Source organism: Streptomyces sp. NPDC002467, from assembly GCF_042889825.1.
Lineage (GTDB): Bacteria > Actinomycetota > Actinomycetes > Streptomycetales > Streptomycetaceae > Streptomyces.
Map to the genome: position 1 here is coordinate 72,715 of NZ_JBIARJ010000005.1, position 25,476 is coordinate 98,190.

Consider the following 25,476-nt stretch of genomic DNA (forward strand, 5'->3'; position numbering starts at 1 on the left):
CATGGCGGTGCAGCTCGGCGGCACCCCCATCAAGCTGGGCTCGCTCCCATTGAGCGTCGTTGACGACGCCGGAGTGACCTGGCTCCCCACCAAGGTCAAGGGGTGGAGCTCTCCCGGAGTTCGGGCAGAGCTCCACCCCCGCCAAGCTGACCACGGCGCCTGGGCGTCCCCCGCCTACCTGGACGCCAGACCGATATCCATCGAGGGGCTCATCGCCGCCCCCACGACAGCAGCCAGGGACGCGGCGATCGAGCAGCTCTACACCGCGGTCGCCCTCACCGACACGGTCCTCGTCGTCGAGGAGACCGTCCCGAAACAGGTGACAGTACGCCGCAGCGGCGAAGTCCTGGTCGAGCTGGTGAATCCGTACAGCGCAACGTACAGCGCCATGGTCACGGCCGCTGACCCCCGCCGGTACAGCACCACCCTGCAGTCTCAGTCGACAGCTCTACCGTCGACTACCGGCGGCCTGACAGTTCCACTCACGGTTCCGCTGTCGATCTCGACGACGGTTGTCGCGGGCAGTATCACCCTCGTCAACGAGGGCAACATCGCGACCCGGCCGACGTTCACGGTCGAGGGACCGGTGACCAATCCGACGATCACCGTGCAGTACCCGGACGGAACGGTCCGCGCGCTGCTGTACGGCAGCACCCTCGAGGTCGGCGACGAGCTGGTCATCGACACGGACCTGCACTCGGCCGTCCTGAACGGCACGACGTCCCGGCGCCTGTATCTGTCCGGGCAGTGGCCGGAGATCCCACCCGGTACCGCGGTCGAGGTCGGCTGGTACGCCGACTCGTCCGATCCCGCCGCTCTGCTGACCGGCAGTGTCCGGTCAGCCTGGATGTAAGGAGCCCACCGTGGTTGCCACCGATCCGCTCTGGCTCCCGACCCTCAACTACGACGAGACCGAACTCGGCAAGATGGACACGATGATGTTCATGGCCGACGGCACGGCCGGCGGCATGCGTGCGGGTATCCGCGCCGGCGACATCGGCCTGGCGGTGAGCCGCAGCGGGACGACGGTAAACGTCACCGCGGGCGTCGGTGTCGCGACTCGGTCCGGGCGCTCGTACCGATTCCAACTGGCTGCGACCAGCCCGGGAACGATCGCCGCCGCCAACGCCACTTTTGCTCGCGTCGACTTGGTCTACGTCCGGATCTGGGACAACTCCGTCGACTCGTCCGGCCTATACAAGGCCGACACCGTGCTCTTGACGGGCACGCCGTCTGGCTCGCCGGCGATCCCGGTTCCGGGCGGCACGATCATCTACATTCCGCTGGCCACGATCAACGTCCCCAACACCGGCGGCGGCGGCGCGTCGTCGTCGACGATCTCGTCCACGATCCGGCAGGTCACGGTTGCCCCGGGCGGCATCCTGCCCGTGACCTCGGCCACGGACATCGCCATCGCCGGCGTGTACACGGGGCAGGCCCGCTTCAACACCGTTCGCGGTGTGCCCGAGTACTGGACCGGGTCGGTGTGGGCGGCGCAGGGCGACTACGTCGCATACACCCCGTCGTGGACCGCGAGCACCACCAACCCGACGCTCGGCAACGGATCGTTGACGACCCGCTGGACGCGCGTCGGCAAGCAGATCCACTACTTGGGCACGCTCATCCTGGGGTCGACGTCGAACGGCGGGACGGGCGTCTGGTCGATGTCGCTGCCGGTCGCCGCGGCTTCGGCCGGCATCGTGACGTTCGGGGTCGCGGACTACGCGGTCGCCTTCGCTAACGACTACCTGGGCGCGGGACAGATCGACTCGGGTGGCACAACCATGGTGTTCGTTGTCAAAACAAGCACGAACTCGTCGAGCGCTGGCCAGGTCAGCAACACCTCCCCTGCTGCGGCGTCGTCGAACTCCCGCTTGTACTGGTCGATTCAGTACGAGTCGGCCTGATGGCCGCGGTCGAGCTGGCCTGGTACGGCTGCGACCTGCGGACCGGGCGGATCGGCGAAGAGCTGCGGTCGTTCAAGGCGGGCGCCCTGTCGCGAAAGTTGGGTGCGTCGACGTCTGTGCAGGGGAGCCTCGTCGTGGAGGGGGCTGCGGCCGGCTGGCCCGAGGCCACGGACCCGGGCCGCACGCTGTTGGTCGCGGTCGACGCGGCGACGGGCATCCCGCTGTGGTCGGGCATCACCCTGGTCCGGTCCGGAGGAGCCGGTCCCGAGGTCAGCCTGACCGCGGCGACCGCCGAGGTGTACCTGGATCGGCGCTACCCCGGCAGCTACACGGCGACCGGCGTTGACCAGACCGCGGTCATGGCAGCCCTTGCCACCCCTGCTTTGACGGACGGCCCGCCGCTGATCCTCGACACGACCGACACGGGCGTCCTCATCGACTACACGATGGCCGACGACGAGGACCGCACGATCCTGTCCGGGGTGCAGGAGGTATCCCAGATGGAGGGCGGCCCCGAGTGGGTCATCGACACCATCTGGGGCGACGCCGCCCAGACGAAGTTCCAGCTGGTCCTGCGGATCGCCCCGACGATCGGCACGATCAGCGACCTCCCAGCCGCGGTGTTCGACCTGCCGGGCTGTATGACTCGATACAGCCTCACTGAGTCATACGAGAAGGGCTCCGGCGCAACCCGAGTCATCGCCCGCGGCGAACGCTCCAGCGATGCCCGCGCCTCGAGCAGCGTCCACACCGCCGACGACCTCCTCGCGAACTCGTGGGCGCTGTGGGAGGAACGCTTTACTCCAGCGTCCGGGATCACGGACACGTCCCAGCTCGACCGGCACGCGGCCGAGGCCCTGGCTCTGATGGGGACCGGCTCCCGAGCCTGGGCTCTTGAGGCGGTCGCCTCGCAGGCACCGCGGCTCGGCGTCGACTGGGTCCTCGGCGACAGCATCCGCCTGGATGTCACCTCCTCCCCGCGGCATCCGGCCGGCATCCAGACAATCGCCCGCGCCTACGCATGGTCCCTGGACGTGGCCTCGAACCGGCTGACCCCGACGCTGCTGGAGGATGCATGAACCGGCGCCTCGAGCAGCTGCCCCCAGACCTCAGCGACTTCGGCCGGCGGCTGGCCCTGCTGCGGCGGGACCTCGACGAGCTGCGCGCCCAGCAGCCGGACTTGTCGGCCGCGGACGGTCTCCTGCCGCCACTGCCGGCGGATCCCGCGGTGTGGCCGCAGACGACCTCGGCGGGCTACGTCACGATCGCATCCTGCTCCAACGTGGCTTGGGGCTCCTCCCTGCGGCTGGCACTCACAACGACGGCCGGCTCCGGCACCACCGGAAACGTGAGAGTCCTGATCAACGGCGTGCAGTGGGGCCCAACCACCGCGGCCGGCGATCCGTTCGACTACACGGACGTACACGGCGTGGCCGCAGGCGCCGAGTACACCCTCACCGTCGAAGCCCAGCGCACCGGCGGCGGCAACAGCGTGGCCGCCCAGGTCCGCCTCATCCGTGCCGTTCGCTAGGGGGCCTCGTGCGCTTCGTCAACACCCTCGGCAACCTGACCGGGCCCGCGTTCACCGCGGCGCTCGACGCCTACGCCGAGGAGGAGTACCGCACCGGCCGTGCCGGCGCAGCATCCCCGCCCCAGTCAGGGCAGGACACCGTGTACGGCGAGCTGTGGCTGATGGCCCTGGCCCGCACGACGGCTGAGGGCACCCAGTGGGTGGTGTACGCCATCACCAGCGACCCCGACATTCCCGGCTGGCCACACAACGCCGGCGACTACATCGGCGGTCCCCGCACCGCGGTCGACCTGGCCCAGCCGTATACGGCTGCCGGCCACCAGGTCGTACTCCGCCACTACAGCAACTTCTCCACCCACTTCGACGCCGCCGACGTCGCCCTCACCTGACCAACCCAGCCCCGGCTCGACCGAGGCTTTCGCATGCCCAGGAGGTATCGCCGATGGGCGAGATCTGGATCCCCGAAGCCATCCGGCTCGGGGACGGCAACATCGCGGGCGCCGGCGCCATGGACACCCCGGGCAATCCGCCGCGCGTGGTCTGGCACACGACCGAGGGCAGCTCCGGCAGCGCGGACGCCTTCTACGGGACCGCCGACTACCTGATGTCGGAGAACTACGAGCCCCACATCCTGTACGACCCGAAGACCGACATGCTCGGCCAGTTCGGGCCCCTCAACCAGTCGGCCAAGGCCCTCGTCAACGCGGGGAGCGTCCGCACCAACCGGACAGGCCGCGTCTGCATCCAGGTCGAGGTCATGGCCAAGGCGGGCACCGCGTTCACCGGTTACTGGAAGCCGGGCAAGAACTTCCAGGCCCTGCTCCGCGCGATCCGCTCCTGGGGCATCCCCGACGAGTGGCCTGCCGGGCGCCTCGCCCAGTCGTACAGCGACGACTCGCCGCGCCCGCTGAACACCTGGCTCACACGCGGCGGCCACTACGGCCACTCCAACGTGCCCGGAAACGACCACTGGGACCCCGGCGCGATCGACCGCACGGCGCTCCTGGCCGCCGGTGCCGCAACCACCACACCAACCGCCCCCATCGAGGAGGACCCCATGGCCGGCTTCACCCCGGACGACGTCGCACACTCCGTCCTGTACTGGCTCAACCAGAGCATGTCCCCGACCCCTGAGGTGCCCGGCGGCGGCCACCCGCTGGCCAACGTCGTGCCTGCGCTCCACTCGAAGTTCGCGGCCTACGACGCGGTCCTCGCCGCGCTGCCGGCGAAGTGCAAGATGACCCCGGCCGAGATCGGGCAGGCCCTCGCCGACGGCACCCTCAAGGTGACCGTGACCGTAGCCCCCGCAGCCACCCCGAAGGCGGTCTGACCCATGAAGATCTTCCACCGCGAGCCGGCGCTCTGGCTCGGCCTCGTCGCCATCGGCGTGAAGCTCCTCGCCGCGTTCGGCGTTCACGTCTCCGCCGAGCAGCAGGCCGTCATCAACGCGGTCGCCGCGGCCCTCGTCGGCTTGATCCTCGCCATCATCGCGGGTGACGCGATCGGTGCCGCGGTCGTCGGCTTCGCCCAGGCCGCCCTCGCGCTCGCCGTCGGCTTCGGCCTCGACTGGTCCGCCGAGCAGCAGGCCGTCGTCCTCGCCGCAGCAGCCGCCGTCGTCGCCATGTGGGACCGAACGCAGATCACCGCGCCCGCCCCGGCCACAGCCGTGGCGCCGGTCCGGAGCGTGTAGGTGAAGTGCCGTGCGGTCCGGCGGCTCAGGCGTCAGCTGGGCCGCCGCGGCGCAATCCTCTCCAGCTATGGGCTCGTCTGGCTCCTCTACGGATATGGGCAGCTGACGACTCCCCAGCCAGACCAGCGCGGGCTGCAGCTTGTACTGAGCATCCGACCCCTGGACTACTGGGGTTGGTGCTGGATCGTTGCGGGCGTTGTGGCGCTCGTATGTGCGTGGGCTCCGCCGGGCCGTGACGCTGCCGCCTTCCTCGTACTGCCACTCGTGGTGGTGCCGTGGATGGTGTCGTACCTCGCTGCCTGGCTCTCGGGGGGCTACCCCCGCGGCTGGGTAGCGGCAGCCGTGTGGGCGGTGATTACCGCCCCGGTCCTCGTGGTTGCCGGGTGGCCCGAGCCGTCCCGCACCAAGAAAGCGGAGCCACCCTATGAATGCTGAGACGTGGGCTCAGGTCGGACTCACCGGCGCAGCTGCCGTAGCCAGCGCGTTCGCCGGGCGAGCAGCGCGGCGCTCGAAGAGGCAGGAATCGCGGGACGACTTCGCCGCCGTCACCGACCGGATGGACAAGGAACTGCTGCGGCAGGGCGGCGAGATCAACGCCCTGCGCGAGCAAGCCAACCTTGCCGAGAAGCGCGTCGAGGGCGCCCTCGTCGCCGTCGGCTACCTCATCGACAGAGTCCGCGGGCTGAGCGTCCACATCCGGTCTCTCGGCATGGAGCCGCCGGCCGCACCCCCGGTTCCTCCCAAGGCTCGCGAGTTCATCGACCACGACGTGTGAGAGAACTGGAGTGCGAGCAGCCCCACCGCTACGGCGGTGGGGCGTTTCGCCGTCTCAGGGGGCGAGCTCTTTCTTGACCTGAGCGACCTCGGCACCCGCGTCCTCAGCGGGGATCTTCCACCGGATGGTCGTTCCCTCGCCGTCGGTGTAGACGAGTGTCCCTCCAGCCTGCGCCTTGGTCAGGTCAAAGACCGCAGAGTCCCAGACCCAGCTGCCTGGCTGGACAGCTCCGCCGGCGTTGAAGGACTCGGCGACGACATTGAATGCCTGGCCGTTTCCCTGCTCGATCGCCTGCCCGTCGGGGGCGATCCAGCTCCAGCCGCCCCCGGTGATCGGCGCTGCCTGAGCTGCAGCCACTGCCGTTGTCGGCCTGGCCTTGATGGTGATGAAGGCGAACTGCCCCTGCGTGGGCTTGTCGAAGGTGGTCCCGGCCGGCAGGTAGGTCACGGATGTCGGGGTCAGCTCCAGCCGTCCCGTGCCACCGGCGCCGACCGTCTCGGCTGCGGCGCCCAACGCGAGCGCCGGAGACGCTGCCGACGGCACAGGCTTGGGGGCTGTCTGGCTGGCAGGAGGCGGGGGCGCCGCGGCGGGCTTTCCGCCGCTGCAGGCGGAGACTGCGGCAAGAAGGAGCAGAGCGGCAGGGAGAGTTCGGATGCGCATGGTGACCCCAGAGGTTGGTGAGGTCGAGACGGTAGCGCCCCGACATTGGAGGCGGGGGCCGTGTTGCGGAATCGCGACCACTGGGGAGCCGAGGCCGCGATAACCCCCACGTATCAAGGGCCTTAACCGGTACGCTAGTTCTAGTCACATACCGCCTCAAAGGAGGGTGAACGTGGGGAGCGAACTCGAACCGGTACATCAAGCCGAGATCGTCACTGAACTGCCTGCACCGCGCACCAACGACGAACACCTCTCAGGCGAGACCATCGCCGACCTCAAGCGCTCCATCGCCGACAACACCGACCGCGCCTACAAGCGGTGGTGGCGGATGGCCATCACATGGTGCGAGCGCGAGCAGCGCACCGCGCTCCCCATGACCGGACAGACCGTCGCCGAGTTCATCGGCCACCTCATGCGATCCACATCGACCACGACCGGCAAGCCCTACTCGCCCAACAGCCTCGATCAGGCGCTCTCCGCCATCCGCACCGCCCACTTCCGCGCTGGCTTCGAGGGGCAGCCACCGACCCGGGCCGCCCGCGAGCTAATCAAGGTCCACCGCCAGGACCGCGCGAAGGCCGGCTGGCGACCGCGCCGCGCGAAGGCCGTCACGCTCGACGTACTCCGCCTCCTCCTCGCGCAGTGCGACCCGAACTCGCTCAGCGGACGGCGGGACGCGGCGATCCTCGTGCTCGGCTACGGACTGATGGGCCGACGCTCCGAGCTGGCTGCCATCCAGATCAGCCAGCTGGCGATCTCCGAGGACTGGGTGACCGTCTTCATCCCCATGTCCAAGACTGACACCAATGCCAAGGGCGAAGACGTCGACGTCCCCCGCGCTCTCGCCCCCGACATCGACGCCGGCCGCATCGTCGCCTTGTACCTCGAGGGCCTTCGTGAGTTCGGAGTTGTGGACGGCCCCCTCCTCCGCTGCATCCATGCGCGTGGAGCCGTGGGTAAGGGGATGTCGGCTGCCGCCGTGGGCGAGATCGTCAAGAAGCTAGCCAAGGCCGCCAACCTGACGGACGCCGAGCGGACCACGGCCCACGGCCTGCGCGCAGGCGGTCCGACCGACGCGGCCGAACGGGGAGTCCCTGTCCCCTTCATCGCCGAGCACGGCCGGTGGAGCAAGAACTCCACCCAGGTGTTGGCCTATGTCCGGCCGGCCGACAAGCGCCGCAACAACCCGCTGCTGCCGCACAAGCCCCGCACCTAGGCCGACAGCAAAGCCCCGCCCTACCGGGCGGGGCCGAGGTCGTCGATGAGCTTGCGGCGGACCGTCTCGAACAGGTCCGAGCCTGGCAGGGCAATGCCCACCCCGGCGTGCGGGGTGGGCAGGTGAGGAGCGGAGGGCATTGGGTCTCCTAACGGGCCACAGGCATCTGGCAGGTACGGCAGCCCACCGACCGGTCGGCAAAGAACAGGCGCATCGACACGTGAGGCCGCCACCGAGCCTCGGCTTCGGGGGTGCCATCCGGTCGGACGGACAGTGATGCCCGCCCGTCACTTGCGGCACACGCCACCACCACGACCTGCATCGGCTGCATCCGGGTGTGCACCACGAGCTCGTGGGTGAGGTGGTCGATGAGCGCGCAGTGCCAGTCGCCAGCAGTGGTGGGTGTCGGTCGCATGTCAGGCTCCTTGAGGGTCGAGGCTAGATGGCTTCGAGTTCGCGCGAGTCGACGGCTACGGGGAGGCCGGTGGGGTCTTCGTCGAGAAGCACGCCGTGTCCGTGGAGCGGCTGCTTCGGGAGGCTGACGACCGTGCCGAGGGTGCCGGCGGGTGCGGAGTAGGCCTGCGGCCAGGCCGGAAGGAAGTCGGCGGTGAGGCGGACTCGCTGACCGACCATGAAGTCGTTCACTTGAATCTCCCTGTTCGCGGGTTGTTTCTGTACCTACAGAATGCGCTCGCAATGCACTCTTGTCAAGGTCTCCATGCAGGCGGATGCTAGTTTCTGTACCCACACCTTCAAGGGGGAGATATGGCCCGGCCCGCCACCGGCAAGACGCCACTCAAGAACATCCGTGTGCCGCAGGACCTATGGGACGCGGCCAAGGAAGAGGCTGCCGCCGAGGGGCGGACGCTGACCGACGTGATCCTCGGAGACCTGCACCGGTACGTGACACGTCGGCGACGCGAGCGAGGGGTCGCCGGCGGTCCGCTGGAGCCCTCAAATCCTGGCGCTTAAGGGAACGTTATGCGCTACCAACCAACCGGAGGTCTGAAGTGAGTCCCAAGAACTACACCGTCCGCCGGAGCTCCGTGCCGGGCAGCCCGACGCCGTGGGATTGGCACTGCCGCACTGATCGAGTCGTCGGCTCCACACCGGTGCGGTGCGCCAAGTGGGGGTCCGCGCGCACGAGCGATGAAGCCGCGGCAGCTGCGACGGCTCATCTGGCAAGCCATCACCCATCCTGATCCCGACGCCCGCTCCTGCATCCAGCGGGGGCGGGCTTCTTCGTGTCCGCGTCTACTCGGCGGGCAGCCGCATCCCGATCCGGGCCTGAATCTCGCCCGCGGCCAGCCGGAGGCTCTCGTCCGCGCCGTCGGCGAGCTGTCCGAGGAGGGCGATGAGCGCGCCGGCCTCGCCGCGGGTGAGGAGCGGGAGCCGGTCGCCGGGCTGGGCCATCAGGTCGTCGAAGTCCACGCTCGGGTAACGGCGGGGCCGTGCGCGCGTCACGGCTGGTCGGCTGCCGTCCAGACCTCGGGCCCGCCGCCGCGCCACTCGATCGGCGGCCATTCCGCCTCGTCGTCGAGGCCCGCGCGGCGCAGGAACTCGATCACATCGGCCATGCCGAACGCTCGTCCGAGGATCACCCCGTCCACGCGCACCCTGCGGGTTCCGTCCTCGTCGGGCGGGTAGACGACGACACGCGGCTCGGTCATGCCTCCAGCCTGCGCCGGTCCGGTCAGTCCAGCACCCCGAGCTCGGCGTCCGGTCGGCAGTACGGGCAGGCCTCGAGCCGGTCGACGCAGAGGAGCCGCAGCGCGTCCGTGCGACTGACCGGGCGGGATCGGAAGCCCTTGCCGCCCATGGTGCAGCCGCCGACGTGGACCATCGACGGATGCTTGCTGAGGTCGAGCTCCAGCTCCCAGTCCGGCGGTGGCGCGGGCGGCAGGCGGGCGGCCACCTCGGCGTGGCGCTTCTCCGCGTCGGCGATCTGCTGCCGGACCCGGTCGAGGCTCAGCTGGAGCCATGTCTCCAGGGTGCGGAGGCGGGGCAGGTCGGGCGGCAGATCGGACACAAGTTCGATTCTACGCCGATCGGCGCATGCCCTTTGTCAGCGCCTGGGTCTAGCGTGGACACATCATCCGCGAGCAGTTCCCTAGCTTGCGGGGGCGCTGCGGGCTGCAGCTGCACGATCCCGCCCCACCGGACCCCATGCGGGGACAGCGCCCGGCGGGGCGGAGGTGCGTCAGGACCCGTCGGCCGGCTTCGGATGCCGGACCGCTGCGTTCACCGCAGCCTCGAGCTTCCCGCGGTCCTGCCCCGTCGCCTTCGCGTGGTCGGCGATGGCGTCCTGGACTTCGGCGGCCCGGTCCCGCCAGGCTTCCACCGCCACATTCCAGGCGGTGTGCTGCTCCTCGGTCCAGCCGCCCTCTTGAGTCGGCTTCCCGTACTCCTCCTGCAGCCGGCGCACCTCGGCGTGCGCATCATCCGCAGCCTGCCGCAGGGCCAGAAGGTCGTCGTTCAGTTCGATTGCCACCGGCGGATCCTATGCCGCCGGCTCGACCCCGGCGCGCATCGCCTCGCCCCACTCGACGAGCAGCTCCCGGTACCGGTCCGTACCCGCCCCACCCGCGGCGACCAGCGCCCGGATCTCGGCGTTGACCTCGGCCGCAGAGCGGGCGGGACGGGTGGCGGACATGTCGAACAGGGTATCGGGGAGGCCCGACGGTCAGTCCAGAGGAAGGGCCTGATGCGCGGCCACGATCTCATCGATGCGGTGGGCCAGATCGAAGTCGGCCGCAGTCAGCCGGTGGCCGGCGTCGTGTGTGGTGATGGACGCCCGCAGGTGGTCGATCCGCAGGTCCAGGTCCGCGTGGTGCTGGATCCGACGGGATCGGTCCGCGATCGTCACGATCGCCGCGACCGCCGCGTGATAGCGGATCGGGTACGTGCGGGTGATCGCATCACCCTCCTGCGTCCAGCCCGGCAGCTTGGCCAGACCCTCCGCGATCTCCTCGTGCGTCATCGGCTTCAGCGCACCCATGTCAGCTCCCCTCAGTCACAGGCGCCAGGATCTCCGCGAGGTCCCGGCCTACCGGGGCATCGTGCCATGGCCTCATGGCCCGCTCCAGGGTGAGGAGTTCGCGGACCATCCGCGCGGAACGGGTCTCCACGGCGATCGTCGCCGCCTCTCTGGCGATCTCGACGGCGTGGTCCGGTTCCCGCGCAGCTGCGGCGGCGGACGCGTGCCGGGCGAGGTACACGCCGCGGTCTCGGCGGGCGGTGGACGGCACTGCGGCCAGCACCTGCCGCCACAGGGCGTCGGCTTCCCGGCCGAGGCCGAGCCGGCCGTAGCAGGTGGCTCGCTGTACCTCGAGGTAGCCGGGCGTGCGGCGGCAGGCATTGCCCCAGGGGAGGTCGTCGTCGACTCGGGCGAGCAGTCCGTCGGCGGTGTCGATGAGCCGGTCGACGGCCGTGCGGTCGCCGGTCAGGCTCGCCCCGTGGGCCTGCTGCTGCATCGCCATGATCTGCACCTTGGGGAAGATCCGCTCGTCGTCGAGGGCGGCCTCGCACAGGTCGATGACGCCGTGCCCGTCGCCCAGGTCGGTCCGCACCTGGGCCAGGTTGACGAGGCTGTAGCCGATCAGGTGCGGGTCCCGCGACCGGGCGGCGATCTCCTGCGTTATGCCCCGCCAGAACGCCGCGGCACCGAGGTCGCCGGCGTCCTGGTACAGCCAGCCGACGAGCGCCGCGTAGGCGGCACCGACCCGGAGCAGGCTGCGGCGGGTCTCCCCGGCCGCGGACCGCACCAGCTTGTCGATGAGCTGGTACTGGGCACTCACTGTGCCGATCAGGTCGTGGGGGCCGAGCAGCATGTCGGCCCGGTAGTGGCCCTCGAGCTGCTGCTGGAAGTAGTCGATGAGGGCCGGGTCTACGTGCTGGGTGGCCGTGGGGCCGGGCATCAGCGCGGCGGCGGTCACGGACACGAAAGCGCGTCGCTTCACGTCATCCTCTTGGTGTGCCTCGGGGCGGATCCAGCCGGCGGGCGCCGGGAATCCCAGGTCTTCGGGCCACCTGCCGAGCGCGTCGTGCAGCACGATGGCCGTCTCCTCCGGGGGCCAACGCCGGTCGTCGGCGTGGCCTTCCCAGCGGCGCCATGTTCGCGCGGACACTGTGTAGTGCGGGTCGTCGAGGAGCTGCTGCCCGTGGGCCTGCAGGGCTGCCGCCGCGGCGTCCATCGTGCGCCAGCCGACCCGCAGCCGGGCGGCTCTCAACGCGTCGTTGCGGTGGCTCATGGATTCAGTCTGGGGGCTCATCGCGGTCACCTCGGGCCATGGCCGCCACGTGGCCACGCGTGGCCACGCCATGGCCTATCTGCCGGTCTGCGTGCATGGACATCATCTCTGTACACCGCCACCGACCGCCGACGAATCGCGAGGGATCATGGACGCGCTCGATGAACTGCCGCCCCTGTCAGAGCTGTCCGAGCAGCAGGTCCGCGGCAGCGCATGCGTGTTCTGCGGGATCCACCTCGACAACGAGACCGCGGTCGACCTTGGCGAGCGTCGCGCCGGCCGAGCAGGCGCCACGGTCCGCTGGTTCCCGCGGGCCTGCACCGGCCACGGCGGCACCTAGGCCCCCGCCTCTCCGCCGCGGCGGCAGCGGAGAGGCGGGAACCAGACACGCCCGGGTGGCTTCGCGCAGCCGTTCGCTGCCACAAATGTTCGCGCATGCGTTCGACTTGCCAGCACCCAAGTCGACGGTAGAGCATGACCGTTGGTTAACTTTTCACACAGGGTGCGAAGTGACCGTCTGCATATATCTGTTTACACACTTCCGGACGGGTGCATATGCCAGGCAGACTGGAAACCGTTCGTCTGACCGAAACTGGGCATGCGGACACCAGGACTACGGCATGAGGTCCTTCGCCGGGAGGCGAAGGGCTCGCGCAAGGCGGAGCAGTTGTGAGAACTTCGGGTCCGTCTTGCCGGCCTCGGTCTTCTGCAGGGTTGTCCGGTCGATCCCGGCCAACTCGGCAAGCTTGTCCTGCGTCAGCTCCGCATCGAGACGGGCATCGCGGATGCGGTTGCCCAGTCTGACGCGGGCTTCGGCGATCCAGGGGGGTGTAGCGGGTTGCACCTACTAGACACTCAGACCTGAAGATCGTTTTGTCTGCGGGATACATCCCGCTTTTCGGTACCAACGTCGACCGAGTCGACGACATAGGCGGCCGTAGGGTGTAGCGGCGCGGGTCCCACCATCAGCGTGGTTGGGCGACGTCAGGCATCCAGCGGCAAGGCGACCCCCCTCCGACGCATGGAGGGGGGTCGCCGCATTTGGCCCCTGACCTGCAACGACACCGTGTTCCCTTGGGGGGATTTTAGGGGGCGGAGTGCCGTAGTGACCCTGCATGAGAGCGTAGCGAGACTGCACTGGCGCGTAGGCAAGCTGCACGCAAAGATGAGAAAGCCCAGGCTCAGAGGGTTCTGACCTGGGCTTTCCTTCACCTCTTCCGAGGTCAACGCGGTGGGCGCGGACGGTTTCGAACCGCCGACATCTGCTTTGTAAGAGCAGCGCTCTACCCCTGAGCTACGCACCCGTGGATGAGTGGACAGCCTACATGCCGGGCACACCCCCCACGCAAACCCGTTCCCGTGGGGGAGAATGGAGCGGGGCAGGGCTGGCGCGGACGCGTACGGGAGAGGGATTGTGACGACGGCATCCCGGCGGTGGTTCGGCGGGCGGGACGAGAGTCGGCGGGCGGACGCGCAGGCGGCGAAGGATGCCGCCGCCGCGGCGTTCTACGAGCTGGACACCGCGCAGCGGGATCTTCGGATCTCCATCGAGACGATCGCGGCGGCGGACGGGTCGCCCGCCGCGCGGCAGGCGAGCGAGGGGTTCGCGGCGCTCGGGCAGCGCATCGACCAGGTCAGCCGCGTGTACATCGAGGCGGTCGACGCGCACGACCTGGACCGGGCCGAGCTGGAGGCCTCGGTCGCCGCGCGGGCCCGGGAGCAGCTGACGCGGGCCCGGGACGAGTTGGTGCGGGTCAAGGGGGAGCTGGACCGGTTCGCGCAGGGGTTGCAGCCGCTGCTGGACAAGGCGGAGACGCAGCTGGCGCGGGTCGCGCCGGCCCGGGAGCGGGCGAAGGCGGCGCTGCTGGCGGCGAGTGACGCGCTGGACTCCGTACGCGCCAAGGGGATGAGGGCTGATGACCTGGCGGCGCGGCTCGCCGCGCTGGGGCCGGAGCTGACCAAGCTGAACCAGGGCGCGGCCCTGCACGGGGTGCAGGAGACGGTGCAGCGCGCGGACCGGATCCTGCGGGACGCGGAGGCCGTACGGGCCGAGGCCGCGCGGCTCCCGGAGCGGGCCGCGGAGATCGACCGGCGGTTGGTGAGCCTGCGTACGCGCGCCCAGGCGTTGCGCAACCGGGCGGACCGGGTGGATCCGGTGTTGAGCGAGCTGCGGCGGAGGTTCTCGGCCGCGTGTTGGCAGGACCTCCAGCACGTGCCGGACCAGGCGGTACGGGACGTCGCGGAGGCGGAGGACCGGTTGTTCGAGGCCGGCCGGGCGCGGGACGAGCAGCGCTGGGCCGATGTGTCGGCGCTGATCGAGGCGGTCCGTACCTCCCTGGACGCGACGGACGAGGCGGTGTCGGCCGCGCAGGACCGGCTGACACGGCTGGAGGCGGTGGCGCGGGATCCGCAGGCGGAGGTGGACCGGACCCGGTTCGCGATCCGCGATGCCCAGCGCCTGGCGATGGCGGGTCGCAGCGTGCCCGATCCGCGGCACGCGGGGCCGCTGGACCAGTCGGTGGCCCGGGTGGAGCGGGCGCTGGCCGGGCTGGAGGGGAGGCATCCCGACTACTGGCACTTCCTTCAGGAGATGGAGGGGGTCCGGCTCGCGGTGGGCCGGGTGGTGTCGGACATCCGGGACGGGCGCGCCTCCGCCCGGTAGGACGTCACCCGATGCATCTCCGTTTCTCGGATTTGTCCCCGGGTGCCCGGCGACGGATGCTGGAGGTGCCCGGGTTGCCGGGAACGGAGTAGAGGAGGGCGGTATGGCTGCCCACGCTTTCCACTCGTCCCATCGGTCTCGTGCGTCGCGGCGGGAGCGGCGGGCGCCCGTGCCCGTGCCCGACGCGAAGGCCGGCGAGGGGTACGAGGCGCACGCGCTCTACGGGTGCACGGAACCCCACGAGAACTACGCGCCGTACGTACCCCACGAGCCCTACGCGGCCGGCACGCCGCCGGTCTCCCACCACTGGGTGCAGCGCGCCCTGCACCCCGTGAACGCCAAGCTCGACGATCACCTGCCCGCCGACCACAAGCTCAGCCAGGTCTACCGGGTCGGCGCCGGTCTGACCGGGCTGCTGCTGGTCGTCTTCGGGATCCTGGGGCTCATCGACGAGATCGGGTTCTTCGACACCGGCGGCGACACGGTGCTCGCCCTGAACACCAACGGCGCGCTGAGCGTCCTGTCGATCTGCATCGGTGCGCTGCTCTTCGTCGGGATGGTGATCGGCGGAACCTTCGCGTCCACGCTGAACATCGTGCTCGGCGTGGCGTTCATCCTGAGCGGCTTCGTCAATCTGGCCCTGCTGGACACCGGATTCAACTTCCTCGCCTTCGAGATCCAGAACGTGTTGTTCAGCTTCGTCGTCGGCGTGATGCTGATGTGGTTCGGGATGTACGGGCGGGTGGGCAGCGCCCTGCCGCACGACAATCCGTATTGGCGGGCCCGACACCCCGAGCAGGCCGCCCGGGAGGAGCGCGTCGCGCAGGCCCGTTCCTGAGCCGGACGCGGGGGCGCACAGCACCTAGTCTGTCCGCATGCCTCGATACGAGTTCCGCTGCCGCACCTGTGACGACACCTTTGAGGTCAGCCGGCCCATGGCCGAGTCGTCCGCCCCCGCCGACTGCCCCGCAGGGCACGCCGACACCGTCAAGCTGCTGTCGGCCGTCGCCGTCGGCGGAACCAGCAGCGCCCCCGCTCCCGCCATGCGCGGCGGGGGCGGGGGCGGCGGCTGCTGTGGCGGGGGTGGCTGCGGCTGAGCGGCCGCACCCCCACCCCGGGTCAGCGCTTGCGCGAGAGCGTCAGGCCGTCCGAGATCGCCAGCAGGACCGACTCCATGCGGGTGTCCGCCGAGACGTGGTCGTTGAAGGCGCGGACACCCACCGCCGCCTCGCTGTCGGCCGACTCGTCGACGACCGTGCCGTGGAACAGGGTGTTGTCCGTGACGATCAGGCCGCCGGTGCGCAGCCTGGGTACGAGTTCCTCCCAGTAAGCGATCTGGCTCTGCTTGTCGGCGTCGATGTAGGCCATGTCGATGTGCGGTTCGGCCGGCATGGCCCGCAGGGTGTCCAGCGCCGGCGCGATCCGCAGGTCGATGCGGTCAGCGACGCCCGCCTGCTCCCAGGCCTCGCGGCCGTACGCCGTCCACTCCTCGGAGACGTCGCAGGCGATGAGCCGGCCGTCCGCGGGGAGGGCCTGCGCCATGGAGAGGCTGGAGAAACCGGTGAAGGTGCCGATCTCCACGATGTGACGGGCTCCCGTCAGCCGGACGAGGAAAGCCAGCAGCGGCCCCTGCTCCTCCGCGGACTGCATCCCGGCGACATCGGGGAACTTGGCGTACGTCGTCGCCACCAGCCCCCGCTGGACCGCGTCCAGCGGGGGGTTGTGGTCGAGCACGTACCGGTAGAGCTCGTCCGTGATCTTGGTCGTATTGCCCTTGGTCATGCGGTCAGTGTCGCAACCGTCCGGCCGAATTCGCGGACGATTTCCTCGCCCGCCTCGACACCGAGCGTCGTCAGGGCCGTCACGTTCGGCGCCGTCCAGTCCGCGTCCGCCAGCTCTCCGTGCCCCGGTCGCCAGGCCCGGTCCGCCGCGAGCAGCAGGTCCGCGTCCAGCAGCGAGTCACCGGCGGCGAGGGTGGTCGTGGCGCCGGTGCGGCGGGCCACCTCGCGCATGGCCGCGCTCTTGGTCAGCGGGCGCGGGACGGCGTAGATCTTCCGGCCCTGGAGCGAGATCGTCCAGCCGCGGGCCTCGGCCCACTCCGTCAGCGCCTTCAGCCACTCGTCGGGCACCAGGGCCCGCTCGACGACCAGGTACGCGAACAGGTCCTCCGCCACCCGCGCCTTGCGCAGCCACGCCGGGTCGGCCGCGGCCAGCAGGTGGCCGTGGACCTCCTCCAGCGACGCGCACTCCTGCGCGAGCCGCTTCGCGACCGCCCGCCGCCAGTCCCGGTCGGGCGCCCCGTCGACCAGCAACTGGCCGCCGTTCGCGCAGATCGCGTACGGGGCGGGGCGGCCGGGGAAGCTGATGCGCTGGTACTGCTTGCGCGTGCGGGTCGTGGTGGGGACGAAGACGACCGACGGGTCCTCCTTGAGTTCCGCCAGCAGCTCGGCCGCCGTCTCCGTCATGTAGGACAGCGGCTTGCTCTCGTGCACCTCGACGCACAGCAGCCGCGGGGCCACCGGGTCGGGCATGCTCAGGGCCAGGGCGGCCGTCGAGTAGATGAGCGTACGGTCGAGATCACTGGCTACGAGGACAGTCACTTCGAGGCCACAGCCTTTCCGTCGGCGCCCGTGGCGCCGCGCGTGAATCGGGGGTGGATGAGTCCCACACACGTGTAGGGGAGCCCGTCCACCTCTTCCACCGGGACCCCGCGCTGCTCGGCGAGCAGCCGTACGTGGTCCAGGTCGGCCCCGGCGCCGCGCTGCGCCAGGATCTTCCACGGAACCCGGCGCAGGAGCACGCGGGTGGTCTCGCCGACGCCCGGCTTGACGAGGTTCACGTCGTGGATGCCGTACTCCTCGCTGATCCGCTCGACCGCCGCCCAGCCCTCCCAGGTCGGGGTGCGGTCGGCCGCCGGCAGCTCCTTGACCTCGTCGTCGACGGCGTCGGCGACCTCGTCGAAGTGGGCGGCGACGGTGTCGACGAAGTCGACGGAGACGTCCGCCCCGGCGAGCTCGCGGTAGTACTTGGCGCCGTGGAAGTCTGCGGGACCGACCAGGTCGGACCTCAGCACCGTACGCGAGATCAGACCGGAGACCGTGGAATTGAGACAGGCGGAGGGGATCAGGAAGTCCTCCCGGGTGCCGTACGTCTCCACGCAGGAGCCCGGGTCGGCCAGGACGACGATCTCCGGGTTGAAGCCCTCGAACTCGGCGAGGGCGGCGCGCAGCTCGCGGGTGATGGCGCCCTTGCCCGTCCAGCCGTCCACGAAGACGACGTCGGCCGGGTCGTGGTGTGCGGCCAGCCAGCGCAGCGCGTTGGCGTCGATGCCGCGGCCGCGGACGATGGAGACGGCGTAGTGCGGCAGGTCCAGGCCGTGGCGCGCCCGGGCCCAGCGGCGCATCAGCACGCCGACGGGGGTGCCGGCGCGGGCCAGGGAGACCAGGACGGGGGACGGGGTGCGCTCGGCGAGGACGGTCTCGGTGACCGTGCCGACGGCCTTGGCCATGCGGGCGGCGGAGGCCTTGAGGGCGCTCCGGTAGAGCTCCTGGTACTGCGGGGACGGCTGGTATTCGACGGGCAGGGACTCGGCGTAGTGCGCGCCGCCCGCCTGGATGGCCTCCTCGCGCTCCTCGGTCGGGGCCTCCAGCTCGACGTCGGAGAAGTCCTGGAGCAGCCAGCCGACGTCCTCGGGCGCGTACGAGGAGAAGGCGGGGCCGCGCAGGGGCTCGGGCATGATCGGCTCCTGCCGGTCGGGTACGCGGTCGGGCGCGTAGGAGGGGACGACGGCCAGGACGACGCGGCCCGTGTGCGGGGCGAGGGCGTCGAGGAGCCCGGTCCGGAGTTCGGGGGTGTCGCCGGCCGAGTCGACGACGGCGACGACCGCGTCGAAGCCGGCTCCGGCGACGTTGTAGGCGTACCGGTCGCCGGGGCCGTCGGCGGGGGTGTCGTGGGCCGGGAAGACGAGCCGGGTGCGGATGGCGTAGCCGGGGTCGTCGACGGCGAGCACGGGCGAGCGGGTGGTGGTCGAGAAGCGGACCTCTGTGGCCGCGCCGGCCTCTTCCAGGGCCTTGGCGAGGCGCAGGGGCGCGTACATCAGCTCTTCGTTGCCGAGTACGAGGACGCGGCCGGGCGCTTCGCCGAGCGCGGCGGTGAGCTGGGCGGTGAGGTCGGGGAGGGCGGCCTCCAGCTCCGCGCGGTGGGTCGCGGTGAAGCCGTGGCGGCCGCCGTCCGGGACGCCCTTGGGCCAGTCGAGGGAGACGCGGGTGACCGGGTGCGGGTCGTCCGCCGGGTCGTCCGTCGGGGCTCCGCCCCGGACCCCGCTCCTCGAACGCCCGAGGGGCTGGGATGCCTCCCACTCCTCCACCAGTGCCTGGCCCTTGGCCAGGACCCCCTCCGGGAGGGTGACCGTGCCCGAGGCGAGGGATATGAGGTCCACGCGGGCGCCGAGCTCGGCGGCGAAGGCCGCGAGGCGGTCGCGGTCGGCCGGGGAGCGCATGTCGACCAGGGCCACGACCACGTAGTGGGTGCGCGGGTGGCGGGCGTGCAGGTCGCGGATGGTGTTCAGGACCGTGTTGCCGGTGGAGAACTCGTCGTCCACCAGGACCAGCGCCCCGGAGCCCGCGAGCAGCCCGGCGTCCTCCGGCAGCAGCAGGTGCGAGGTGGCGTGCGAGTGGGACTCCTCGAAGCCGCCCGCCGGCTCCACGCCCGGGACGGGACGGCGGGTGGAGTGCAGGTAGGGGGCCGGGCCCAGGCCGTCGGCCACGCAGTGGCCGAGCCCGGTGGCGGTCTCCGCGTAGCCGAGGACCACCGCGGAGGCTGCCGCCTCCTCGCCGAGCAGCGCCCGTACCCGACGGCCGAGGCCGTACCCGGCGTCGTACACCGTCTTCGGGGACTGCGGGACGTGCTTGCCCAGCACCTGCGAGACCAGCAGGTGCGCGCGCTTGGGGTTGCGCCGCAGGGCGAGCCCGAGGAGTTCACCGAGCCGCGGGCCCGCGACCTCCTCGGCGGCGACCGCCTCGCCGACGGCCGCCTCGGCGTCCTCCAGGCGTACGCCCAGACGGTCCGCGACCCACGTTCCCGACCACACGCTGTCTATCTTCTTGCCTTTCCTAGTCGTCAGCCCGGCCACCGGCCCGCTCACACCTGGAGCCCGGCCGTGAGGAGGTCGACGAAGCCGACCTCCTCCTTCGCCACACCGAAGACCTCGGCGCGCAGCATGGTGCGCTCGGCCCAGGCCCGGTGGGGCTTCACCTCGTTCATCTTGTTCGTGTAGGCGGAACGCATCACGCCGCCGCCGCCGCGCTCGGGGCGCAGGATGTCCTGGGCGTCGCTGAACTCCTCGTGGGAGACCACGGACAGCGCGTGCACGGGCGTGACGTGGGCGGGGTGGATGCAGGTCTTGCCGAGCAGTCCGTTGGCCCGGTCGAGTTCGATCTCGCGCAGCAGCCCGTCCAGGTCGTGCTCGATGAGCGCGGTGCGCAGTTCCTCGACGCCCTCCTCCAGGAAGGGGCTGCGGCGCAGCTGGGGCTTGAAGAGGCGCTGCTGGCTGCGGAAGTACTCCCAGACCGGGCCGGTGACGGTGAAGCCGGTGCCGTCGGCCCGGCTCAGTACGTTCACCACGTCCGCGATGACGCCGGCCACGATCTGGACGTCGTAGGCGGTCATGTCGGGGGTGCGGCGCAGGCCGTAGGCGGAGCAGAAGTCGGTGACGCCGAGCCGCAGGGCGAGGACGCGCTCGCGGTGGGCGTTGACGGTGCGGGAGATGCCGGCGAGTGCCTCGATGCGGGTTTCGAGGTGGAGGAGGTCGGGGGTCTCCAGGACGGGCATCGCGTACAGCCGGGGCTGTCCGCTCGCGGCCTCCGCCTCGGCGACGGCGTCGAGGAAGGCGGAGCCGCTGCTCTCGGTGAACTTGGGCAGCACGAATCCGGCCAGGTGCCGCACCGTGGCCCCCAGGCGGCGCACGAGGTCGGGTATCTGCTCGGGGGTGCGGACGCGGACGAAGAGCAGCGGGTGCTCCGCGCCGTCCGGGCCGTCGGCGTCGAGTGCGGCGAACTGCCGGACGAGGTTCTCCTCGGCGCCGAGGACGTCGGCGTCGCTGATGGAATCCTCCAGGCAGAGGACCATGGAGACGACCCCGCGGCCGGCCTGCTTGCGGATGTCCGCGGCGAGGGCGGGGCGGGTCGCCGGGCTGTACAGGGTGGCGCCGAGCGCCGCCGCGAGGATCCGGGCGGGCGAGGCCTTGGTGAACTCCGCGGGCTCCTGGTGGAAGAGGTCCTTACGGACGCTGGGCGATATGTGCCCAAAGTGACGCATGTGCTTCCCCCGTACTGCCTCGGCGGCCCAACTGGCGTGGCCGGTAATAGTACGTACGAACACGAGTCAAAAATTCCCCAAGCACATGAAATTCAGGTAACCCTCTTGCACCATGCCCACGTCTTTCGATTGAGACAAGGCCTTACGGGGGGCCGCATTGTCGCGCTCCACCCCGGGAAGGCAGGATGACGGGCATGACGCACTCGATGCAGAAGGGCTCGAACATCCCGGTGACCGCGGTGGCGGTCCGGGCGGTGCTGCGCTGGACCGGCGGCCCGGAGGTTCCGGACGTGGACGCCTCCGCGCTGCTCGTGGGCCCCGACGGCCGGGTGCGTTCGGACGAGGACTTCGTCTTCTACAACCAGCCCCGGCACCCCTCCGGCGCCGTCTGGCGGCTCGGCAAGAAGCAGCTCGGCGACGCGATCACCGACGCGGTCCAGGCGGACCTGCGCTCGGTGACCCCGGGCGTGGACCGGATCCTGGTGGTGGCCTCCGCCGAGGACGTGCCGTTCCACCGGGTGCGCGACCTGCGGATCCTGCTCTACGACGCCTCCCCGGGCGGCAGCTCCGATCCTCTGGCCTACTTCGACGTACGGCCCGAGACCGGCGCCGAGACGGCCCTGATGTGCGGGGAGCTGTACCGGCGGGGCGACGGGTGGAAGTTCCGCGCGCTGGGCGAGGGCTACTCCAACGGGCTCGTGGGCCTCGCGACCGACCACGGGATCTCGGTCGACGAGAACGCCCCCGATGCCGAGGCGCAGCCCGCGACGGGGCCCGCCTCCGACCAGACCGCCGCGATGGCCCCGCCCGCGCCGCCCACGCAGGCCCCGCCGGCCGTCCAGCCCGCCTACGGGTACCCGCAGCCGGTGTCCCCGGCCCCGGTGCCCGGTCCGGGCGGGGACCCGACGTTCCGGCTGCCGGTGCAGGGCCCGCAGTTCATCCGGCGCTGACCCGCCGGGCCGCCCGCCGTGGGGCACCGGGGCCCTTGTCGGACCCCGGAGCCCCGGCGTCAGCTCTTGGCGCTCTTGTAGCCGCGTCCCCACTGGAGCCCCCAGCCGTAGAGCCGGTCCAGCTCGGCCTGGAAGCCGTAGACGAACTTCACCTCGCGCCGCACGATCAGCTCGCCCTTGACCTTCTCGAAGGACACCACCGCGCAGGAGCGGGCCTCCGGGTGGCGTTCCTCCAGCGCGATCTCGATGCGCGGTCCGGCGCTCGGGAAGAGGGTGACCAGGGCGTGCGTCCGGTCGAACGCCGGGGTCTGGTCGTAGATGTAGACGAAGAACAGCAGCCGCTTGATCTCGTCGGCGTGGTCGAGATTGACGTAGAGGGTCTCGCCCGAGGCCGATCCGAAGCGGTCGTCGCCGCTGAGTTTCACGTACGGCGGGTCGTTGATGTCGCCGAGGAGGTTGCCCAGCGGCTGCACGGCGCCCCGGCTGCCGTCGGTGAGCTCGTAGAGGCAGCCGAGGTCCAGGTCGACGTTGACCATGCCCTGGGTGTGCGCCTGCACCATGTCGGGCTTGAAAAGCTTGAACGGGTGCCGGAAGAGCTGCCCGCTCTGGCCCGAGCGGCCGCCGATGTCCGAGGTGCGCATCCGCCAGGACAGGTTGACGCGGAGATTGCCGTGGACCGCCCCCTGTTTGGTGAGCGACACCGTCGGATGTCGCCGCGTGAGCTCGATCGCGTTCGACGAGGCGTTGCCCGACTGGAACTGGCCGGACCTGCTGCCCAGGATGCCGTCGAAGAATCCCATCCCTACCCCCCTGATACGTACGGAAGCGGGGCGGCCCGCCGGGTCCGTGGACCCGCCCGGCCGCCCCGCAATTGGAGCGTTCCGCATTAACGCGGCGGTCATGCCTCCGCGGCTGCACCCTCCGGTTCCAGTTCCAGCTTCTTGTTGCGTCGCACGGAGGACCAGAAGGACCAGGCGATCAGCACGACGCCGATGAGACCGGTGATGACCTCGTTGATCTCGTACTGGATGGTGACGAGCAGGAGCACCGCGAGCGCGCCGATGGCGTAGTGCGCGCCGTGCTCCAGGTAGACGTACTCGTCGAGGGTGCCCTGGCGGACCAGGTAGACCGTCAGCGAGCGGACGTACATGGCACCGATGCCGAGGCCGAGGGCCATGAGCACGATGTCGTTGGTGATGGCGAAGGCGCCGATGACCCCGTCGAAGGAGAAGGAGGCGTCGAGGACTTCGAGGTACAGGAACATGAAGAAGGCGGCCTTGCCGGCCATGGCGACGGCCGAGACGGGCTTGCCGCTCTTCTTCGCCTCCTCCTCGGCCTCGTGCTCGGCCTCCTCCTCTTCCTCGAGCCGGTTCTCGAAGTAGCCGGAGAGGCCGCCGACGATCATGTAGGTGATCAGGCCGAGGACACCGGAGATCAGGACGGTCTGCGCCTTGTCCACGTGGACGCCGCCGTGCTGGTGGGCCTGGGTGGCGACGGTCATCGAGGCGACGACCAGGACGATCAGCGCGACGCACGCGGACAGCATGTCGATCTTGCCGAGCTTGGCGAGCGGGCGCTCCAGCCACGCGAGCCACTTGATGTCACGGTCCTCGAAGATGAAGTCGAGGAAGATCATCAGCAGGAACATGCCACCGAAGGCGGCGATGGACGGGTGAGCGTCCGTGACGAGCTGCTGGTATTGCTCCTTGTCGTTCAGCGCCAGCTGGACGGCCTCGATGGGGCCGATCTTTGCGCTGATGGCAACGATGACGACGGGGAACACCAGTCGCATACCGAAGACCGCGATGAGCACACCGACCGTCAGGAAGATCTTCTGCCAGAAGGCATTCATCTTCTTCAGGATTCCGGCGTTGACCACCGCGTTGTCGAAGGACAGCGAGATCTCGAGGATCGTCAGGATCGCCACGATGCCGAAAGCGGTCCACCCCCCGTAGAACACCGCTGCGGCCAGACCGAGCGCAGTGACTGCGAACGACCAGCCGAAGGTTTTCAGAACCACTGGCACCCCATCGTCTTGTACGGCTTTACGAAACGTTGACCCCGAAGTCTAGAGCGATGCCCCGGAGGCCCGACGCGTACCCCTGCCCTACCGCCCGGAACTTCCATTCGCCCCCGTAGCGGTAGACCTCGCCGAAGATCATCGCGGTCTCGCTGGAGGCGTCCTCGGAGAGGTCGTAGCGGGCCAACTCCTGGCCGTCCGCCTGGTTCACCACGCGGATGAAGGCATTGCTGACCTGGCCGAAGCTCTGTCGGCGGACGTCCGCTTCGTGGATGGACACCGGGAAGACGATCTTGTCCACCATCTCCGGCACCTTGGTGAGGTCGATGATGATCGACTCGTCGTCGCCTTCACCCTCGCCGGTGAGGTTGTCCCCGGTGTGTTCGACGGAGCCGTCGGGGCTCCTGAGGTTGTTGTAGAAGACGAAGTAGTCGTCCCCGAGCACGCGGCCGCTGTTGCACAGCAGCGCGCTGGCGTCGAGGTCGAAGTCGGCTCCCGTGGTGGAGCGCGCGTCCCAACCGAGGCCGATCAGAACCCGGGTGAGGTTCGGTGCGGCCTTGGAGAGGGAGACATTGCCCCCCTTGGCGAGTGTGACGCCCATGTTGTGGTCCTCCCCGGACGACGGTGTGACGGCGGTGCGGTGGCGGCTGTGCGGTGGTGCCGTGTTGGCGGTGGTGCCGTGTGGTGCGGTGTTGGCAGTGGCGCCGTGCTGCGGTGGTGCCGTGCTGCTGCCGCGGCGGTCGACGGCCTGGTGCCCGGTGGCCGGCGGCCCGGTGGCGGCAAAGCCGGTCCGGCGCCGTACACACAGTGCACGGCGCCGGACGGTTGGACTGCTCTCGGGGTCAGACGTTGACGCCGAAGTCCTGCGCGATGCCGCGCAGGCCCGAGGCGTAGCCCTGGCCGATGGCGCGGAACTTCCACTCCGCACCGTTGCGGTAGAGCTCGCCGAAGACCATGGCGGTCTCGGTCGAGGCGTCCTCGGAGAGGTCGTAGCGGGCGAGCTCGGAGTTGTCGGCCTGGTTCACGACGCGGATGTACGCGTTGCGGACCTGACCGAAGCTCTGCTGGCGGGCCTCGGCCTCGTAGATCGAGACGGGGAAGACGATCTTCGCGACGTCGCCCGGGACGCCGGCGAGGTTCACCTTGATCGCCTCGTCGTCGCCCTCGCCCTCACCGGTGGTGTTGTCACCGGTGTGCTCGACCGAGCCGTCGGGGCTCTTCAGGTTGTTGAAGAAGACGAAGTTCGCGTCGCTGGCGACCTTGCCCTGGTCGTTGGTCAGGATCGCGCTGGCGTCGAGGTCGAAGTCGACGCCGGTGGTGGTGCGAGCGTCCCAGCCCAGACCGACGATGACCGCCGTCAGGTTAGGCGCGGCCTTGGTCAGCGAGACGTTGCCGCCCTTGCTGAGGCTGACTCCCACTGGTCCTCCATTGGGTTCTGTGTGGGGCGGTGCCCCGTCGTGCGGTTGCAATCGGATCAACGTTTCGATCCTAGTGACGGGT

Annotated in this window: 33 protein-coding genes and 1 tRNA gene; 14 read left to right on the forward strand and 20 right to left on the reverse strand. The window is 70.2% G+C overall.

Annotated features, from left to right (window positions below; genetic code table 11):
* Position 1 precedes the first annotated feature (1 nt).
* The 8 genes from ACFYYJ_RS12805 (at position 2) to ACFYYJ_RS12840 (ending at position 5,903) form a co-directional block, all read left to right on the forward strand.
* The gene (locus ACFYYJ_RS12805) at positions 2–853 is read left to right on the forward strand and encodes a phage distal tail protein (protein ID WP_389131641.1); all 852 of its coding nucleotides are present in this window, start codon (positions 2–4) and stop codon (positions 851–853) included.
* A gap of 10 nt (positions 854–863) precedes the next feature.
* Complete coding sequence (locus ACFYYJ_RS12810; RefSeq protein ID WP_389131644.1) at positions 864–1,907, forward strand: hypothetical protein; 1,044 nt, start codon at positions 864–866, stop codon at positions 1,905–1,907.
* Positions 1,907–2,986 carry a hypothetical protein gene (locus ACFYYJ_RS12815; protein WP_389131646.1) on the forward strand — a complete coding sequence of 360 codons (1,080 nt, stop codon included), beginning with the start codon at positions 1,907–1,909 and terminating at the stop codon, positions 2,984–2,986. The genes ACFYYJ_RS12810 and ACFYYJ_RS12815 overlap by 1 nt, the downstream gene beginning before the upstream one ends.
* A complete protein-coding gene (locus ACFYYJ_RS12820; protein WP_389131648.1) occupies positions 2,983–3,438 on the forward strand; it encodes a hypothetical protein in 456 nt (151 codons plus the stop codon). Before ACFYYJ_RS12815 ends, ACFYYJ_RS12820 begins: the two co-directional genes overlap by 4 nt.
* An 8-nt stretch (positions 3,439–3,446) precedes the next feature.
* A complete protein-coding gene (locus ACFYYJ_RS12825; RefSeq protein ID WP_389131651.1) occupies positions 3,447–3,827 on the forward strand; it encodes a hypothetical protein in 381 nt (126 codons plus the stop codon).
* Positions 3,828–3,880: 53 nt separating this feature from the next.
* Positions 3,881–4,768, forward strand: a complete 888-nt coding sequence (locus ACFYYJ_RS12830; RefSeq protein WP_389131654.1) for a hypothetical protein — start codon at positions 3,881–3,883, stop codon at positions 4,766–4,768.
* Positions 4,769–4,771: 3 nt separating this feature from the next.
* A complete protein-coding gene (locus ACFYYJ_RS12835; RefSeq protein WP_389131657.1) occupies positions 4,772–5,128 on the forward strand; it encodes a hypothetical protein in 357 nt (118 codons plus the stop codon).
* Positions 5,129–5,552: 424 nt separating this feature from the next.
* Positions 5,553–5,903, forward strand: coding sequence for a hypothetical protein (locus ACFYYJ_RS12840; protein ID WP_389131659.1), 351 nt, complete (start codon positions 5,553–5,555; stop codon positions 5,901–5,903).
* 54 nt (positions 5,904–5,957) lie between these two features.
* Here the strand turns inward: ACFYYJ_RS12840 and ACFYYJ_RS12845 are convergent, their stop codons facing one another.
* Complete coding sequence (locus ACFYYJ_RS12845) at positions 5,958–6,350, reverse strand: hypothetical protein (RefSeq protein ID WP_389131662.1); 393 nt, start codon at positions 6,348–6,350, stop codon at positions 5,958–5,960.
* Positions 6,351–6,735: 385 nt separating this feature from the next.
* Between ACFYYJ_RS12845 and ACFYYJ_RS12850 the strand changes: the two genes are divergently transcribed.
* Positions 6,736–7,779: a hypothetical protein gene (locus ACFYYJ_RS12850; RefSeq protein WP_389131665.1), complete on the forward strand. Its 1,044-nt coding sequence runs from the start codon at positions 6,736–6,738 to the stop codon at positions 7,777–7,779.
* 148 nt (positions 7,780–7,927) lie between these two features.
* On the opposite strand, the gene ACFYYJ_RS12855 is transcribed toward ACFYYJ_RS12850, so the two are convergent.
* The 9 genes from ACFYYJ_RS12855 to ACFYYJ_RS12895 form a co-directional block, all read right to left on the reverse strand.
* Positions 7,928–8,194 (reverse strand): hypothetical protein, encoded by a 267-nt coding sequence (locus tag ACFYYJ_RS12855; protein ID WP_389131667.1) that lies wholly within the window; start codon positions 8,192–8,194, stop codon positions 7,928–7,930.
* Positions 8,195–8,217: 23 nt separating this feature from the next.
* Entirely contained in the window at positions 8,218–8,424 is a 207-nt protein-coding gene (locus ACFYYJ_RS12860; RefSeq protein ID WP_389131669.1) for a hypothetical protein, read from the reverse strand.
* 609 nt (positions 8,425–9,033) lie between these two features.
* The gene (locus ACFYYJ_RS12865; protein ID WP_389131672.1) at positions 9,034–9,243 is read right to left on the reverse strand and encodes a hypothetical protein; all 210 of its coding nucleotides are present in this window, start codon (positions 9,241–9,243) and stop codon (positions 9,034–9,036) included.
* Positions 9,240–9,449: a hypothetical protein gene (locus ACFYYJ_RS12870; protein WP_389131675.1), complete on the reverse strand. Its 210-nt coding sequence runs from the start codon at positions 9,447–9,449 to the stop codon at positions 9,240–9,242. Before ACFYYJ_RS12870 ends, ACFYYJ_RS12865 begins: the two co-directional genes overlap by 4 nt.
* Before the next feature lie 23 nt (positions 9,450–9,472).
* Positions 9,473–9,808, reverse strand: a complete 336-nt coding sequence (locus tag ACFYYJ_RS12875; protein WP_389131676.1) for a DUF6233 domain-containing protein — start codon at positions 9,806–9,808, stop codon at positions 9,473–9,475.
* A 171-nt stretch (positions 9,809–9,979) separates the two neighbouring features.
* Complete coding sequence (locus ACFYYJ_RS12880) at positions 9,980–10,270, reverse strand: hypothetical protein (RefSeq protein ID WP_389131679.1); 291 nt, start codon at positions 10,268–10,270, stop codon at positions 9,980–9,982.
* A gap of 9 nt (positions 10,271–10,279) precedes the next feature.
* Positions 10,280–10,432, reverse strand: coding sequence for a hypothetical protein (locus ACFYYJ_RS12885; RefSeq protein ID WP_389131681.1), 153 nt, complete (start codon positions 10,430–10,432; stop codon positions 10,280–10,282).
* A 30-nt stretch (positions 10,433–10,462) separates the two neighbouring features.
* Positions 10,463–10,777 (reverse strand): 4a-hydroxytetrahydrobiopterin dehydratase, encoded by a 315-nt coding sequence (locus ACFYYJ_RS12890; protein ID WP_389131683.1) that lies wholly within the window; start codon positions 10,775–10,777, stop codon positions 10,463–10,465.
* 1 nt (position 10,778) lies between these two features.
* Positions 10,779–12,029, reverse strand: coding sequence for a Twin-arginine translocation pathway signal (locus tag ACFYYJ_RS12895; protein ID WP_389131686.1), 1,251 nt, complete (start codon positions 12,027–12,029; stop codon positions 10,779–10,781).
* A gap of 148 nt (positions 12,030–12,177) precedes the next feature.
* On the opposite strand from ACFYYJ_RS12895, the gene ACFYYJ_RS12900 reads away from it, so the two are divergent.
* Positions 12,178–12,369: a hypothetical protein gene (locus ACFYYJ_RS12900; RefSeq protein ID WP_389131689.1), complete on the forward strand. Its 192-nt coding sequence runs from the start codon at positions 12,178–12,180 to the stop codon at positions 12,367–12,369.
* A 273-nt stretch (positions 12,370–12,642) separates the two neighbouring features.
* Here ACFYYJ_RS12900 and ACFYYJ_RS12905 read toward each other — a convergent pair whose 3' ends face one another.
* Positions 12,643–12,873: a helix-turn-helix transcriptional regulator gene (locus tag ACFYYJ_RS12905; RefSeq protein ID WP_389131692.1), complete on the reverse strand. Its 231-nt coding sequence runs from the start codon at positions 12,871–12,873 to the stop codon at positions 12,643–12,645.
* Between the two features lie 388 nt (positions 12,874–13,261).
* A tRNA-Val gene (locus ACFYYJ_RS12910) sits at positions 13,262–13,333 on the reverse strand.
* Positions 13,334–13,398: 65 nt separating this feature from the next.
* On the opposite strand from ACFYYJ_RS12910, the gene ACFYYJ_RS12915 reads away from it, so the two are divergent.
* The 3 genes from ACFYYJ_RS12915 to ACFYYJ_RS12925 all read left to right on the forward strand — a co-directional run bounded on the left by ACFYYJ_RS12915 (position 13,399) and on the right by ACFYYJ_RS12925 (position 15,788).
* The gene (locus ACFYYJ_RS12915) at positions 13,399–14,691 is read left to right on the forward strand and encodes a hypothetical protein (protein ID WP_389131694.1); all 1,293 of its coding nucleotides are present in this window, start codon (positions 13,399–13,401) and stop codon (positions 14,689–14,691) included.
* A 310-nt stretch (positions 14,692–15,001) separates the two neighbouring features.
* Entirely contained in the window at positions 15,002–15,529 is a 528-nt protein-coding gene (locus ACFYYJ_RS12920; protein WP_385359339.1) for a DUF4383 domain-containing protein, read from the forward strand.
* Positions 15,530–15,566: 37 nt separating this feature from the next.
* Entirely contained in the window at positions 15,567–15,788 is a 222-nt protein-coding gene (locus tag ACFYYJ_RS12925) for a zinc ribbon domain-containing protein (RefSeq protein ID WP_376659775.1), read from the forward strand.
* 22 nt (positions 15,789–15,810) lie between these two features.
* Here ACFYYJ_RS12925 and ACFYYJ_RS12930 read toward each other — a convergent pair whose 3' ends face one another.
* The 4 genes from ACFYYJ_RS12930 to ACFYYJ_RS12945 are packed head-to-tail and all read right to left on the reverse strand — an operon-like array spanning position 15,811 to position 21,006.
* Positions 15,811–16,473: an O-methyltransferase gene (locus tag ACFYYJ_RS12930; protein ID WP_385128860.1), complete on the reverse strand. Its 663-nt coding sequence runs from the start codon at positions 16,471–16,473 to the stop codon at positions 15,811–15,813.
* The gene (locus ACFYYJ_RS12935) at positions 16,470–17,291 is read right to left on the reverse strand and encodes an HAD family hydrolase (RefSeq protein ID WP_385128859.1); all 822 of its coding nucleotides are present in this window, start codon (positions 17,289–17,291) and stop codon (positions 16,470–16,472) included. Before ACFYYJ_RS12935 ends, ACFYYJ_RS12930 begins: the two co-directional genes overlap by 4 nt.
* Complete coding sequence (locus tag ACFYYJ_RS12940) at positions 17,288–19,789, reverse strand: phosphoribosyltransferase (protein ID WP_389132109.1); 2,502 nt, start codon at positions 19,787–19,789, stop codon at positions 17,288–17,290. Before ACFYYJ_RS12940 ends, ACFYYJ_RS12935 begins: the two co-directional genes overlap by 4 nt.
* A 41-nt stretch (positions 19,790–19,830) precedes the next feature.
* A complete protein-coding gene (locus ACFYYJ_RS12945; protein WP_385128858.1) occupies positions 19,831–21,006 on the reverse strand; it encodes an HpcH/HpaI aldolase/citrate lyase family protein in 1,176 nt (391 codons plus the stop codon).
* A 194-nt stretch (positions 21,007–21,200) separates the two neighbouring features.
* Here ACFYYJ_RS12945 and ACFYYJ_RS12950 point away from each other — a divergent pair, with 194 nt between their 5' ends.
* A complete protein-coding gene (locus ACFYYJ_RS12950) occupies positions 21,201–21,956 on the forward strand; it encodes a TerD family protein (protein ID WP_385366384.1) in 756 nt (251 codons plus the stop codon).
* A gap of 59 nt (positions 21,957–22,015) precedes the next feature.
* Here ACFYYJ_RS12950 and ACFYYJ_RS12955 read toward each other — a convergent pair whose 3' ends face one another.
* From ACFYYJ_RS12955 to ACFYYJ_RS12970, 4 genes are all read right to left on the reverse strand, one after another.
* The gene (locus ACFYYJ_RS12955; protein ID WP_385128856.1) at positions 22,016–22,756 is read right to left on the reverse strand and encodes a Tellurium resistance; all 741 of its coding nucleotides are present in this window, start codon (positions 22,754–22,756) and stop codon (positions 22,016–22,018) included.
* A 98-nt stretch (positions 22,757–22,854) separates the two neighbouring features.
* Entirely contained in the window at positions 22,855–23,976 is a 1,122-nt protein-coding gene (locus tag ACFYYJ_RS12960; RefSeq protein ID WP_385128855.1) for a DUF475 domain-containing protein, read from the reverse strand.
* Positions 23,977–24,001: 25 nt separating this feature from the next.
* Positions 24,002–24,577, reverse strand: a complete 576-nt coding sequence (locus ACFYYJ_RS12965; RefSeq protein ID WP_384579681.1) for a TerD family protein — start codon at positions 24,575–24,577, stop codon at positions 24,002–24,004.
* Between the two features lie 241 nt (positions 24,578–24,818).
* Positions 24,819–25,394, reverse strand: a complete 576-nt coding sequence (locus tag ACFYYJ_RS12970) for a TerD family protein (RefSeq protein ID WP_385128854.1) — start codon at positions 25,392–25,394, stop codon at positions 24,819–24,821.
* Between the last annotated feature and the right edge of the window lie 82 nt (positions 25,395–25,476).

Coding starts and splice junctions, on each gene's coding strand:
- ACFYYJ_RS12805 (WP_389131641.1), top strand. CDS start 2: ATGGCGGTGCAGCTCGGCGGCACCCCCATCAAGCTGGGCTCGCTCCCA.
- ACFYYJ_RS12815 (WP_389131646.1), top strand. CDS start 1,907: ATGGCCGCGGTCGAGCTGGCCTGGTACGGCTGCGACCTGCGGACCGGG.
- ACFYYJ_RS12820 (WP_389131648.1), top strand. CDS start 2,983: ATGAACCGGCGCCTCGAGCAGCTGCCCCCAGACCTCAGCGACTTCGGC.
- ACFYYJ_RS12830 (WP_389131654.1), top strand. CDS start 3,881: ATGGGCGAGATCTGGATCCCCGAAGCCATCCGGCTCGGGGACGGCAAC.
- ACFYYJ_RS12835 (WP_389131657.1), top strand. CDS start 4,772: ATGAAGATCTTCCACCGCGAGCCGGCGCTCTGGCTCGGCCTCGTCGCC.
- ACFYYJ_RS12840 (WP_389131659.1), top strand. CDS start 5,553: ATGAATGCTGAGACGTGGGCTCAGGTCGGACTCACCGGCGCAGCTGCC.
- ACFYYJ_RS12855 (WP_389131667.1), bottom strand. CDS start 8,194: ATGCGACCGACACCCACCACTGCTGGCGACTGGCACTGCGCGCTCATC.
- ACFYYJ_RS12870 (WP_389131675.1), bottom strand. CDS start 9,449: ATGACCGAGCCGCGTGTCGTCGTCTACCCGCCCGACGAGGACGGAACC.
- ACFYYJ_RS12885 (WP_389131681.1), bottom strand. CDS start 10,432: ATGTCCGCCACCCGTCCCGCCCGCTCTGCGGCCGAGGTCAACGCCGAG.
- ACFYYJ_RS12890 (WP_389131683.1), bottom strand. CDS start 10,777: ATGGGTGCGCTGAAGCCGATGACGCACGAGGAGATCGCGGAGGGTCTG.
- ACFYYJ_RS12895 (WP_389131686.1), bottom strand. CDS start 12,029: ATGAGCCACCGCAACGACGCGTTGAGAGCCGCCCGGCTGCGGGTCGGC.
- ACFYYJ_RS12900 (WP_389131689.1), top strand. CDS start 12,178: ATGGACGCGCTCGATGAACTGCCGCCCCTGTCAGAGCTGTCCGAGCAG.
- ACFYYJ_RS12915 (WP_389131694.1), top strand. CDS start 13,399: ATGGAGCGGGGCAGGGCTGGCGCGGACGCGTACGGGAGAGGGATTGTG.
- ACFYYJ_RS12925 (WP_376659775.1), top strand. CDS start 15,567: ATGCCTCGATACGAGTTCCGCTGCCGCACCTGTGACGACACCTTTGAG.
- ACFYYJ_RS12930 (WP_385128860.1), bottom strand. CDS start 16,473: ATGACCAAGGGCAATACGACCAAGATCACGGACGAGCTCTACCGGTAC.
- ACFYYJ_RS12945 (WP_385128858.1), bottom strand. CDS start 21,006: ATGCGTCACTTTGGGCACATATCGCCCAGCGTCCGTAAGGACCTCTTC.
- ACFYYJ_RS12950 (WP_385366384.1), top strand. CDS start 21,201: ATGACGCACTCGATGCAGAAGGGCTCGAACATCCCGGTGACCGCGGTG.
- ACFYYJ_RS12955 (WP_385128856.1), bottom strand. CDS start 22,756: ATGGGATTCTTCGACGGCATCCTGGGCAGCAGGTCCGGCCAGTTCCAG.
- ACFYYJ_RS12965 (WP_384579681.1), bottom strand. CDS start 24,577: ATGGGCGTCACACTCGCCAAGGGGGGCAATGTCTCCCTCTCCAAGGCC.